Source organism: Campylobacter sp. RM12651 (assembly GCF_022369475.1).
Classification (GTDB): Bacteria; Campylobacterota; Campylobacteria; order Campylobacterales; family Campylobacteraceae; genus Campylobacter_E.
The window spans coordinates 1066210-1079591 of the sequence record NZ_CP059600.1 but is presented as its reverse complement, the minus strand read 5'-3'; the positions used below and the strand labels follow the sequence as shown (position 1 = coordinate 1079591).

Genomic DNA, 13382 nt, shown 5'->3' with positions numbered 1-13382 from the left:
TTTTAGGGGTAAAAATTATTTTTTACTTTCTTTTAGTGCAATGTGTAATTCATTTAGCTGTGCATAAGCAACTTTGCTTGGTGCGTCAGTCATTAGACATTGCGCTCTTTGAGTTTTAGGGAATGCTATTACATCTCTAATTGAGCTAGATTTTGTAACTAGCATTAATAATCTATCAAGCCCTATTGCAAATCCACCATGACTAGGTGCTCCATAGCTTAATGCATCTAGTAAAAAGCCAAATTTTTCTTTTTGTTCATCTTCGCTAATTCCAAGTAATTTAAATACTTTTTGTTGAATATCGCTTCTATGAATTCTTATACTTCCACCACCAAGCTCAACTCCGTTTAATACTATATCATAAGCAACAGAACTTATTTCATCAATTGGTGCATCGATATTTTTTGGCATTGTGAATGGATGATGCATTGCCGAATAGCTTCCATCATCATTTTGCTCAAACATAGGAAAGTCAACAACCCATAAAAACTCAAATTTATTTTCATCAATAATCTTTAATTCATTCGCTAAGAATAATCTAAATCTTCCCATATAATCTAAAACGGTTTTTTTAGCACCAACGCCAAAGAATACTACATCTCCTACGCTAAAATCAGCTTTTTCTTTTAAGAAATTTATAAGTTCAGCTCCATCATCATCAAAAAATTTAGTTAATGGTCCTTTTGGTCCATCTTCTTTCATTTGAATAAATGCTAGACCTTTAGCACCAAATTTTCTAACATATTCTTCAAATCCTTGCATTTGGCGTTTTGAAAAAATATTATCTCCATTTTTAACAACAATTGCTTTTACACGATTTTTCTTAGTATCTTTTGCAGGTTCGCTAAAAATAGCGTTATTTGACTTTGCAAAAATGTGCGCAACATCAATCATCGGCATATCAAATCTTAAATCAGGCTTATCACTTCCATAAAGCTCCATTGCTTCATTATAGGTCATTCTTTTTACTTTAAGAGGCATTGTAATGCCAACACTTGCAAATGTTTCTCTTAAGAAAGTTTCAGCATTTTGCATAACCATTTCTTGGTCGCAAAAACTCATCTCAACATCTATTTGAGTAAATTCAGGTTGTCTATCAGCTCTTAAATCTTCATCTCTAAAGCATTTTGCAATTTGAAAGTATTTATCAAACCCAGCAACCATTAAAAGTTGTTTGAATAATTGTGGGCTTTGTGGTAGCGCATAAAATTCGCCTTCATGCACACGAGATGGAACTAAATAATCTCTTGCACCTTCAGGTGTAGCTTTTGTTAAAATCGGAGTTTCTACTTCCATAAAGCCTAATTTTGTTAAAGCATTTCTAGCTGCTGTTGTAATGATTGAGCGCTTTTTAAAATTATCTAATAATTTAGGATTTCTAAGACTTAAAAATCTATATTTTAGTCTTAATTCTTCATTAACATTTAAATCATTTATATCAAAAGGTAGCGCTTTTGCACTATTAATTAGTTCAATTTCGCTACATACTATTTCAATTTCTCCGGTTTTTAGTCTTGGATTTACTAAACCTTCGCCTCTAGCTCTAATCTTACCTTTAGCACTTATTACATACTCATCTCTTAAGCTACTTGCTATTTCGTGAGCATTTTTGTTTATTTCAGGGTCACATACTAATTGAATAATACCTTCTTTATCTCTTAAATCTAAAAATACAACTCCACCATGGTCGCGGTAGCTATTTACAAATCCAGCTACAACTACTTCTTCATCAATGTTTTTAATGCTAAGCTCAGTGCTATAATGTGTTCTCAATTTCTTTCCTTAACATGAATTTTTATTAAATTAATTGATTTTTACTCAAAAATTGTAAATTTATAATAAAAAGAATAAGAAAAGATTATGAAAAATAAAGAAATTAAAAAAATAATTATATTTTGCAAATTAGGTTTAGAAGATAGTTTGGAATTAAATAATATAAAAAATTATCTTAATAGTAAAAATATTGAATATTTAATATATATAAATGATAGAAAAAACGAAATAGAATTTGATTTAGAAAATGTGGGATTATTAATATCCTTAGGTGGAGATGGAAATATAATTTCAGCTTGTAGATATCTAGCAAATTCTAATATTCCTGTATTTGGAGTTAATGCTGGTAATTTAGGCTTTTTAACAGAGTTTCAAATCAAAGAATTTGAATCAGGAATTAGCGATTTTTTAAATGGTTCATATAAACTTGAGCGACCATTTTTACTAAGTGTTCAAATAAAGCTAAATAATGGCAAAATCTTACAAAAATATGCTTTTAATGACGCAGTATTTAATAGAGCAAATCATTTATTATTAGCGGATATAAAAACGAGTTTTAAAGGAGATATTTTTAATAACTATAATGCCGATGGGCTTATAATCTCCACTCCTTCAGGCTCAACTGCTTATAATCTTAGTGCAGGCGGCTCAATTATTTATCCATTAAGCCGTGTTTTTATGCTAACTCCAATTTGTTCTCATTCGCTTACTCAAAGACCAATAGTATTACCTAAAAGTTTTTTTATTGATATTATAAGTGCAAATTGCACTTTAAGTATAGATGGGCAAGAAGTATTTAATAAAGATGAATTTAAAAGCGTTAGAATAGGGCTTAGTAATGTAAGAGCAAATATTATTAGGCGTAAAAATAGCTCTTATTTTAGGGTTTTAAATGAAAAGCTTAATTGGGGAGAAGTAAGATGATAGAAAGATTATATTTTACAAATAATATAACTTTTGATGAACTTAACTTAGAATTTAAAAATGGTCTTATAGTTTTTACAGGTTCTAGTGGAGCTGGAAAATCAGTGATTTTTAAAAGCATATTAGCAGCTTTTGGAATTTTTGAAAGCAGTGCAAGTCTTTTAGAAATTAGCATAGATGATAAGATAAATGATGAAAGTATAGAAAATTCTAATCCAAATGTTTTTAGGGTTAAAAAGGATAAAGTTACTAGATATTTTATAAACAATCAAGCAGTTTCAAAAAAGATTATGAGTGAGCTAAATGCTAGTAATATTCGCTATTTATCGGCTAAAAATTATGATGATTTTGAGCCAAATTATTTGTTAAAAATGCTAGATTTAATTATAATTAAAAAAGAGCAAAATTATGAAAATACTTTAAATGAATATAAAAATAATTTTAAAAAATTAGATGAATTAGAAAAAGAATACAAAAAATTATGTGAAGATGAAAATAAAATCAATGATTTAAAAGAATTATTAAGCTTAGAAATTAAAAAAATTAAAGATATAAATCCAAAAATAGGCGAATATGAAAAATTATTAGATATTAAAACCAAGCTTTCAAAAAGAGATAAAATAGAACAAGCTTTAAGAAAATCAGAAGGCATTTTTGCCTATGAGAGCAGTGTTTTAGAGCTTTTAAGGTTAGCTAATATTGATAGTGAATTTTTTGTAAGTGCTATGAATGAATTAAATGATATTTATAATGATTTAAATAATGATAGTAGTGAGTTAGATATTGAAGAGATTTTAAATAGACTAGAAAAGCTGCATTATCTAGTAAAGCGTTATGGAAGCGTTGAAGATGCGTTAAATATACTAAAAGATAAAGAAAAAGAATTAAATATTTATGAAAATATTGATTACGAAAAAGACAATATTGAAAAAGAGCTTAAAACTCTAAAAAATAAGCTTATAAGCGATGCGAAAGCTATATCAAAAATAAGATTAATTTACCTTAATGAACTTGAGTGTAAAATTAATGATTATCTAAATTTGTTATACTTAGACAAAATTGCTCTTAGGTTAGTGGAATTTGAACTAGGAATTAACGGCATAGATAGATTTGAAATAAGTCTAAATAAAGCAGGTTTTAAAGAGATTAGCTCGGGCGAGTTAAATAGATTAAGACTTGCATTTTTGGCTAGTTTTGCTGATTTTATTGATTATGCGAATGGTTATATATTTTTAGATGAGATAGATGCTAATTTAAGCGGAAAAGAGGCCATTAGTATTGCAAATGTAATTAGTAAATTGAGTAAGCATTATCAAATATTTGTAATAACTCATATGCCTTGGATTTGTGCAAAAGCAAATCAGCATTTTTTAGTAAGTAAAGAAAACAATAAAAGCTTTGCAAGAGAGCTTAGAAAAGATGAAGTAGCAAATGAACTTGCAAGAATGATTAGTGATGAGAATATCAGCCAATCAGCCTTAGATTTTGCAAAAACCATATTAGAAGGAAAAGAATGAAATTACTATTAGTAGATGACAATAAGATGTTAGCTAAAGCAATAGCAAAAAAAGTTAGTGGCGCATTAAATTGCGAATTTGATGTAGCTTATGATTTTGCAGAGGCTAAAGAGTTGCTAGATAATAATCAGTATTTTGCTGCATTACTTGATTTATGTTTGCCTGATGCTATGCATGGTCAAGTTGTTGATTATGCTCTATCTAAGAAAATTCCAAGTATTATTCTAACTGGACTTGATGATGACGCTACAAGAAAAAGTTTTATGGATAAAGACATTGTTGATTATGTGCTAAAAGAAGGTAGCGAATGTGTTGATTATATAATAGATATTATTGAACGCTTACAAAGAAACGAAAATACAAAAATTATAGTGGCTGAAGATTCAATGGCTATGAGAAATATTATTAAAAATATTTTGCAAGCTTACAAATTCCAAGTTTTCCCAGCAGCTCATGGAGCTGAAGCATTAGGATATTTAGAACAACACCCTGATGTAAAACTTATTTTAACAGACAAAGAAATGCCAGCAGTTTCTGGTGAAGAACTTATAAAAGAAGTTAGAAAATCTTATAATAAAAATCAATTAGGAATAATAGTTTTAACAGCTCACGGAAGTGATGATGTTGGTGCTAGAATGCTAAAAACCGGAGCAAATGATTTTATTCAAAAGCCATTTTCAAGAGAGAATATTATTTGTAGGATTAATAATAGTATAGATTTAATTTATTATTCAGAACAACTAAAAGAAAGTGCTGAAAAGGACTTTTTAACAAAATTAAATAATAGAAAAAGCTTTTTTGAGGCTAGCAAAGAATATTATTCAAAAATCAATGATGATGTTGATTTTGCTGTATTAATGATAGATATAGATAAATTTAAAAACATTAACGATACACTAGGTCATGCTGCAGGAGATAGCGTTATTGTTCAATGTGGTCAAACTCTACTTGAACAAGTTAAGGGTGGGGATATGGTTGCTAGATTTGGTGGCGAAGAATTTTGTTTATTAATTAAAAATATTAAGAAAGAAGACGCTATTAAAATGGCAGTGAAAATTAGAAGTGCAATTAAATCAACTCCTGCTATGTATCTTGATAAACCAATTAATTTCACAGCTTCAATAGGAGTTGCAGTAGGCTCTAAAAAATCAGAAATAGAAGAAATGATTAAAAAAGCTGATGAAGCTTTATACGACGCTAAAAGAAATGGTCGTGATAGAGTTGAAGTTTATGAAGGCGAATAATAGTGATAATTGATACTCATACGCATTTAGATGATGAAAGATATGATGATATCTTAGATGAAGTTTTGCTTAATGCTAGCAATGAAGAAGTAAAACTTCATATTATTCCAGGTGCTGATATAAAAACATTACAAAAAGCTCGTGATATTTCACATAAATATGATAATGTATATTTTGCTGCTGGAGTTCATCCTTATGATATACAAGATTTTGATTTAGACTACTTAAAGAGTTTTTTAGAAGATAGTAAATGTGTTGCAATAGGAGAATGTGGTTTAGATTATTATAAAAATCCTAGCGAAGAAGAAAAAAAGCTACAAAAAGAAGTATTCAAAAAACAGATTGAACTATCAATTGAAAGAAAACTACCATTAATAATACATATAAGAGACGCAAATGCTGATTCTTTAGAAATATTAAAGGCTTATAAAGAAGCTTTTGGAGTATTACATTGTTTTAATGCAAGTCCAATTCTATTGGAATTAAGCGATAGATTTTATTATGGAATTGGAGGAGTGCTTACATTTAAAAATGCAAAAAACTTAGTTGAAATCTTACCTAAAATCAAAACAGATAGATTACTTATAGAAACTGATTCACCTTATCTTACCCCGCATCCACACAGGGGGACTTTAAATGAGCCAAAATATTGCAAATTAGTTGCACAAAAAATGGCAGAAATACTAAATAAATCAATTGAGGAGATAGAAGAACTTACAACAAATAACGCAAAAAAATTATTTAAAGGATTAATTTGAAAAAATTTATATTATTAATAGTTACAAGTATTTGTTTATATGCGAATTTTTCAGTAGATAAATACGATAAACAAGAAAAAATCTTAAAAAGTATTGATGTAGATTTAAGATATTTACAAGACCAATCTTTTATGGAAATTTTTTACGATATGAGTGAAAGAGAAGTGCTTTATTTTACAAAAGTATTGAATGAAGCTAATATGAATATTCCAATTATTAAAGCAATTTTAAAAAAAGAAGGTGTTCCTGATGTTTTTTTATATCTTGCTATGGTTGAGAGTAATTTTAAAACAGATGCTAAATCTGGAGTAAAAGCTACAGGTGTTTGGCAATTTATGGAACCTACTGCTAAGAATTTTGGTCTAAAAATTGACAAATTTATTGATGAAAGAAAAGATGTTGTAGCTGCTAGCGTTGCTGCTGCAAAATATTTGCATAGGCTAAAAGATGAATTTGGTAAATGGTATTTAGCTATTTTTGCTTACAATTGTGGAAATGGCTGTGTTAGAAAAGCTATTAAAAATGCAGGTAGTGATGAATTAAGTGTATTATTAGATGAAGACCAAAAATATTTGCCTAAAGAAACAAGAAGATTTTTCAAAAAGATTTTAAGCACTAGTTTAATAGCAGAAAATGATATTGCTAAGTATGGTGATATTTATTTATTAAATCAAGTTATGGCACTTAATATAGGTAAAGTTGATGTAAAACCAAAAGAGAGTTTATCATCAATTGCTAGAAAAGCTGGGATTAGCTTAAGTGAATTTAAAGATTTAAACCCACAATTTAAAGGCGATTTTGCACCACCTTATAATTATTATGCTTATTTACCAATAGAAAAGATAGCAGCTTATAAAGATAACTCAAATCCTATTAAGTATGCTAAAAATAATGTAAAAAATGTAATAAGCTATAGGGTAAAACAAGGTGATACAATATATGCAATAGCTAAGAAAAATGGTGTTTCTACAAATGCTTTAAGAGCTTATAATAATTTAAAAGATGATAGAATTGGAATTAATCAAACCTTATTAATTCCTGTATTAGTATATGATGATAGTAAGGAGGCTAAAAATTGAAAAAATATTTAGTTTTCGCTAGTTTTTTATTTTTATTTGCTGCTTGTTCAACTACAAGTAGCTTAAACCAAAATTATAATTATGGAGTAGCTAAACCAAATACTCCAGCTACAATGAGACCTTATACAATAAATGGTAAGACTTATTATCCAAGTAAGGTTGATATTGGAGATACTGAAACTGGCATTGCTAGTTGGTATGGTCCAGGTTTTCATGGTAAAAAGACTTCAAATGGAGAAACTTTTAATACAAATTCTATGACAGCAGCTCATAAAACTTTACCTATGAATACAATGGTTAGAGTTGATAATTTAGAAAATGGAAAAAGTGTTGTAGTAAGAGTTAATGATAGAGGGCCATTTGTTGCTGGAAGAATTATTGATTTATCAAATCGTGCAGCACATGAAATAGATATGACTAAAAAAGGCACTGCAAGGGTAAAATTAACTATATTAGGTTTTAATCAAGACAATATTAAACCTCAAATATCTAATATAAATTCCAACATTCAAAATAGTGTAAATAGTATTATGGGTGGAGATTTTATGATACAAATAGGAGCGTTTAAAAGCTCTGCAAATGCTTATAATTTAGCAAAAAGATATGCAAATTATAAAGGTTATACAAGCAAAGTATTAAATTCTAGCGATGGATTTTATAGAGTATTTTTAAAAGGCTTTAGAAGTGAAGAAGAAGCAAAGGATTTTATAAATTTAGCTAATTTTCTAGGTTCATTTATATTTAGGGAGTAAGAATGATTAAATTAGTTATTTTAGATATTGATGGATGTTTAAGTGATGGTAAAATTATTTATTCTCCTAATGCTGATTTGATTAAAGAATTTAATGTAAAAGATGGAGCTGCTATTTTAAAAGCTAAAGAATTGGGTATAAAATTTGCAATTATTACAGGAAGAAGTTCTGAAGTTGTTTTAAATAGGGCAAGAGATTTAGGCATTGAATATGTATATTGTGGTATTAAAGATAAGCTAAGTTGTGCTAAAACACTACTGAAAGATTTAAATATTACTTTTGATGAAGTTGCTGCAATAGGGGACTATTATAACGATTTAGACCTTTTAAAATCTGTTAAGCTACCTTTTATTCCTAAAGATGGGGCAAAAATTTTTGGAAGAATTTTAAATACAAAAGGTGGATATGGTTGTGTGCATGAAATGCTTGAAATTATTGTAAAAGAAAATAATCAATTAAAGCAGTGGATTAAGTGTTAATAAAAACTTTTAATATTATTTTAGTTTCTATGCTATCTATGCTTTTTTTTATAATAATACAAAAGCCTTATGATATTGATAAGATGAATTATCAACTTGATTTTAAAAGCCTTGAAGCTAATGACATTATTGGTTATGAGCTTAGTAATAAGCTTGAAAAAATAGCTTATGCTAAGCAATATTACAAAATAAATAATCAAGATAATTTGATTAATTTAAGTATAAATGATTTAGAAAAGCATTTAAGTAGCAATAAAGCAACTAAAGAAAATAATATTATAGTATTAAATGGCGATGTCAAATATAAAGATAATCTAATTAAGCTTGAAAGCGATGTATTAAATTATTCAATAAATGAAAAAATCTTAAGCTCTTTGAGTAAAACTAAAGTAACCTATAATAATAGTTTAATTAATGCTAATTCTTTTAGTTATAATTTAAATTCTTCAGATTTATTATTAAAAGAGGTTGATTTATGTATAGAAAAATAGTTATTTTATTATTATCGTTATGTAGTTTATATGCTGAAAAAATTGAGATTAATGCAAAAATTTTTGAAGGTAATAAAGATAATCAAACTGGGGTATTTAGCAAAGATGTTAGTATAAGGCAAGGTAAAGATTATTTAAATTGTCAAATATTGACAATAAGAACAAATAAGGATAATAAAATTGCTAGCTATGAAGCACAATATGTAACAAGTTTTTCTATAAGTTTAAATAAAGATAATTTCAAAGGTAAAGCAGATAAGATTGTTTATGATGTAAATAAAAATACTTATGAGCTTATAGGGAATGTTAAAATTACAGAAAATAACAAAGAATTATCAGCAGATTATATTTATATAAACCAAAATGATGGAACATATAAAGTAAAAAGCGATAAAGCTAATAAGCCAGTTAAATTAATTTTTGAGATAGCAAAATGAATATAGTAAGTGCAAAATTTTTAATATCTTGTGAAAAATATTTTCAAACACAAGAATATAATTTAGGTGAAATTGCTTTTTTAGGTCGTTCTAATGTAGGTAAAAGCTCTTTAATAAATGCTTTAGCAAATCACAAAGGTCTTGCAAAATCATCTTCAACTCCAGGCAAAACTCAATTAATTAATTTTTTTGAAGTTACATTTGCGGATAAAAACAAATTGATTTTAATAGATTTACCAGGTTTTGGATATGCAAGGGTTTCTAAGGATAAAAAAGCTGCTTGGAACAAGAATTTAAATGAATTTTTACAAAAAAGAAAAGAAATAAAATGCTTTATTCATTTAATAGACTCAAGACACGATGATTTAGATATAGATGAAGGTGTTTATGAATATTTACAAGATTTTATGAATGAAAATCAAATTTATATAAAGGTTTTTACAAAAATTGATAAATTAAATCAGAGTGAATTTTCAAAACTAAAATCAAAATATAAAGATGCAATTTATGTATCAAGTGCTAGTAAAAAAGGTATAGATAAATTGCAGGAAAAAATATATGGGTTTATTAAATGAAAGAACGAGTTGGGTTAAGCTATTATATAACAATATTTGTTTTATTTTTTTACCAATTACTATGCTCTATTACATTTTTTTTACCACCTTTACTCGGGGTTTTTTTTGTATTTTTGATTATACATTTTAAAAAAAGTGGTTTTGATAAAACTAGCTTGCTTATTATTTTATATCTATGTCTTATTGAAATAACCCACGGATTAGTGCTGTTTAGCACTACAATAGCGTTTTTAATATTTTTTTATTATTTTTATGATAAGTTGATTTACAAACTTAAAAATAGAGATATTTTGATAATTATTTTTATAATATTTGTATATTTTATAGATATATTTTTAAATTTATTATTTTCTTATTTATTTGAACTAGAAGTGCTTAAATTAAGCAATATTTTTATTTATTATATATGCCTTGAATCTTTATTATCAATTATTTTGTTTAGAGGTATTGTGTGAGATTAAAATTTGTAATTTTTGTAATATTGTCATTTTTTATAATGCTACTTTCTAGGGTATATTGGCTTAGTATTTATAGCAATGATTATTATGAAGAACTAGCACAAAAGAATTCAACCAAAGAAGAATTAATTCCGCCTATTAGAGGGATAATATTAGATAGAAATAATACCCCATTAGCTGTTAATCAGCTCGGATTTTCAATATCTTTAAAACCACATTTAAGTAGTAATTTATTAGATGTAACAACTAATAAAATTCTAAAATGCTTTAGTGATTTAGATATTGATAAAATTATTAAAATATATAAAAGAGAAAATAGCTATTACAATCAAGATGAAATAGAAATTATAGATTTTATAGAGTATGAGAAGATAAATCCTTGTTATTTTGAGCTGAATTTAGATGATAATATATTAATAAAACCAAGTGTTAAAAGACTATATCCATTTAATTCTTTAGCAAGTCATATAATAGGCTATGTGGCAAGGGCAAATGCTGAAGATATGGTAAATAATGATGTTGTAAAAGTTACAAAAAAAATTGGAAAAACAGGCATAGAAAAATATTATGATGATATATTACAAGGCACGCCTGGTAAAAAAGTTACAAAAGTAAATTCCATCAATCAAGAAGTAGAAGAAATTGAGTTTAAAAAACCAATTATGGAAAATGACATAAAACTCACTATTGATATAAGAATGCAGCAATACTTAGATGAATTATTTAAAAATATTAGTGGTTCAGCAGTTGTTTTAAATATTGAAGATGGCTCAATTGTTGCAGCAGGTTCTTATCCAGAGTATGATTTAAATCCTTTTGTTACTGGAATTTCACAAAACGAATGGGATATGATGATACAAGATTTAGACCACCCATTTACAAATAAGATTATAAATGGTCGTTATCCACCAGGTTCGGTTGTCAAAATGGGCGTAGGCTTATCGTTTTTACAAAGTGGTAAAATAGATACAAATACTACTTTTACTTGTTCTGGTTCTTTTGATTTTGGTGGTAGAAAATTTAGATGCCATAATGTATATGGGCATGGGGTTATGGATTTAAGAACTGCTATTAGGTCAAGTTGTGATGATTATTTTTATAAAGGCAGTTTAAAAGTTGGAATAGCTGATATAAGTGCAAGTTTATATAAGCTTGGATTTGGTAGAAAAACAGATATTGATTTACCACTTGAGAGTGTTGGTATATTACCAAATAAAGTATGGAAAAGTTCAAGATATAATCAGCCTTGGTATCAAGGTGAAACTTTAATTACTAGCATAGGGCAAGGTAATTTCCTAGCAACTCCAATGCAAGTAGCAGTCTATACAGCAAAATTAGCTAGTGGATATGAAATAAAGCCACATTTTGTAGATGAAATAAATAAAGAAAAAGTTGAAATTGTTAAAAAAGATATTTTTACTCAAAGCGAACAACAAGATTTAAAATATATTAGAGCAGCTATGTATGATGTAGCAAATACACCTAAAGGCACAGGATATAAACCTTTATTGGAGAGTAAAATCACATTAGCAGCCAAAACAGGCACAGCGCAAGTTGTAGGGATTTCTCAAAGTGAAAAAAAGCGTATGAAAGAAGAAAATATGGAATATTATACAAGAAGCCACGCTTGGATGAATGCTTATGGACCTTATGAAGAGCCAAAATATGCCGTGGTTGTTCTAGTTGAGCATGGAATGCACGGAGGTGCTACTTCTGGGCCAATTGTTGCAAAAATATTTAATAAATTATTAGAATTAGGCTATATTGATGAGCAATATCAAAAGGGATTTAAAAAACATAAATGATATTTCAAATTCTAAATGTATTAAAGATAAATTATTATGATTAGCCTATTTTTTTGCAAGGATTTATATGTTTAGAGCATTTTATTTATCTAAAAAATGGTTTTTATGGTCTTGGGGCGGGAGTTTGCTTATTTTACTTGCAATTTTTTCTCAAACCTTACTTAATGTACAAATCAATAATTGGTATAAAGATTTTTATAATCTCTTACAAGCAGCACCACAAAATAGCACTTACGAGCAGTTTTTAAGTGGCTTGAGTGATTTTTTATTTATAGCTTTACCTTATATTTTAATAGCTACATTAACAGCGTTTTTTTCTAGGCATTTTGCTTTTGCTTGGAGAGAAGCTATTACATTTGCTTATCTTAAGGCTTGGCGTAAGAATAATGATTATATAGAAGGCTCATCACAGCGTATTCAAGAAGATATATATAGATTTGCAAAAATCGTTGAGAGCTTGGGTGTTGATATTATAAAGGCTTTTATGACCTTGATTGCCTTTTTGCCTATTTTATATACTTTAGGGGCTAATTTAGTTTTGCCTATTTTTAATTTTCAATCAGGTTTAATTATGTGGGCTTTATTAACAAGCGTTGGTGGTCTTATTATATCTTGGTTTGTTGGAATTAAACTTCCTAATCTTGAATATAACAATCAAAAAGCCGAAGCTGCTTTTAGAAAAGAGTTGGTTTATGCAGAAAATGATAGAACCAATCACGCATTACCAGAGCAAATGTTTGAGCTTTTTACAGGGCTTAAGTTTAATTACAAAAGATTGTTTTTGCACTATGGATATTTTGATGTTTGGCTATATTTATATGAGCAATTTATGGTGATTTTTGCTTATTTGATAGTAGGGCAAAATTTATTCTTAGGAATAATTGCCCTAGGTGTTTTAGTTCAAATCAATAATGCTTTTAGTAGTGTTCGCTCAAGTTTTAGTGTTCTTACTAAAAACTGGACAACTATTACAGAATTAAGAAGTATTCACAAGCGTTTAAAAGAATTTGAAGAGCATATTAATTTTAAAATTAATTCTTAATTTATGTTATTTTGAATTAATTTTATTTGTATAAACTAATGGCATTTT

At 27.6% G+C, this 13382-nt stretch carries 13 protein-coding genes; 12 read left to right on the top strand and 1 reads right to left on the bottom strand.

Annotation, left to right across the window (positions count from 1 at the left end; translation table 11 throughout):
• Positions 1-15: 15 nt before the first annotated feature.
• Positions 16-1773 carry an aspartate--tRNA ligase gene (gene aspS / locus AVBRAN_RS05290; RefSeq protein ID WP_239802649.1) on the bottom strand — a complete coding sequence of 586 codons (1758 nt, stop codon included), beginning with the start codon at positions 1771-1773 and terminating at the stop codon, positions 16-18.
• A gap of 87 nt (positions 1774-1860) precedes the next feature.
• Between aspS and AVBRAN_RS05285 the strand changes: the two genes are divergently transcribed.
• The 12 genes from AVBRAN_RS05285 (at position 1861) to AVBRAN_RS05230 (ending at position 13334) form a co-directional block, all read left to right on the top strand.
• Entirely contained in the window at positions 1861-2697 is an 837-nt protein-coding gene (locus tag AVBRAN_RS05285) for an NAD(+)/NADH kinase (RefSeq protein WP_239802648.1), read from the top strand.
• A complete protein-coding gene (locus AVBRAN_RS05280) occupies positions 2694-4214 on the top strand; it encodes an AAA family ATPase (protein WP_239802647.1) in 1521 nt (506 codons plus the stop codon). The genes AVBRAN_RS05285 and AVBRAN_RS05280 overlap by 4 nt, the downstream gene beginning before the upstream one ends.
• On the top strand, positions 4211-5458 hold the full coding sequence (locus AVBRAN_RS05275; protein WP_214117982.1) for a response regulator: 1248 nt from the start codon (positions 4211-4213) through the stop codon (positions 5456-5458). Before AVBRAN_RS05280 ends, AVBRAN_RS05275 begins: the two co-directional genes overlap by 4 nt.
• Before the next feature lie 2 nt (positions 5459-5460).
• Entirely contained in the window at positions 5461-6216 is a 756-nt protein-coding gene (locus AVBRAN_RS05270; RefSeq protein WP_214119844.1) for a TatD family hydrolase, read from the top strand.
• Positions 6213-7295, top strand: a complete 1083-nt coding sequence (locus AVBRAN_RS05265; protein ID WP_214117987.1) for a lytic transglycosylase domain-containing protein — start codon at positions 6213-6215, stop codon at positions 7293-7295. Before AVBRAN_RS05270 ends, AVBRAN_RS05265 begins: the two co-directional genes overlap by 4 nt.
• Complete coding sequence (locus AVBRAN_RS05260; protein ID WP_239802646.1) at positions 7292-8047, top strand: septal ring lytic transglycosylase RlpA family protein; 756 nt, start codon at positions 7292-7294, stop codon at positions 8045-8047. The genes AVBRAN_RS05265 and AVBRAN_RS05260 overlap by 4 nt, the downstream gene beginning before the upstream one ends.
• 2 nt (positions 8048-8049) lie before the next feature.
• The gene (locus tag AVBRAN_RS05255; RefSeq protein WP_214117989.1) at positions 8050-8526 is read left to right on the top strand and encodes an HAD-IIIA family hydrolase; all 477 of its coding nucleotides are present in this window, start codon (positions 8050-8052) and stop codon (positions 8524-8526) included.
• A 38-nt stretch (positions 8527-8564) separates the two neighbouring features.
• Positions 8565-9017 (top strand): LPS export ABC transporter periplasmic protein LptC, encoded by a 453-nt coding sequence (lptC, locus tag AVBRAN_RS05250; protein WP_239802645.1) that lies wholly within the window; start codon positions 8565-8567, stop codon positions 9015-9017.
• The gene (lptA, locus tag AVBRAN_RS05245; protein WP_214117992.1) at positions 9002-9454 is read left to right on the top strand and encodes a lipopolysaccharide transport periplasmic protein LptA; all 453 of its coding nucleotides are present in this window, start codon (positions 9002-9004) and stop codon (positions 9452-9454) included. Before lptC ends, lptA begins: the two co-directional genes overlap by 16 nt.
• Positions 9451-10029, top strand: coding sequence for a ribosome biogenesis GTP-binding protein YihA/YsxC (yihA, locus tag AVBRAN_RS05240; RefSeq protein ID WP_239802644.1), 579 nt, complete (start codon positions 9451-9453; stop codon positions 10027-10029). Before lptA ends, yihA begins: the two co-directional genes overlap by 4 nt.
• A 451-nt stretch (positions 10030-10480) precedes the next feature.
• Positions 10481-12292: a penicillin-binding protein 2 gene (mrdA, locus tag AVBRAN_RS05235; RefSeq protein ID WP_214119847.1), complete on the top strand. Its 1812-nt coding sequence runs from the start codon at positions 10481-10483 to the stop codon at positions 12290-12292.
• Positions 12293-12359: 67 nt separating this feature from the next.
• Positions 12360-13334, top strand: a complete 975-nt coding sequence (locus AVBRAN_RS05230; RefSeq protein WP_214117998.1) for a putative transporter — start codon at positions 12360-12362, stop codon at positions 13332-13334.
• Positions 13335-13382 lie beyond the last annotated feature (48 nt).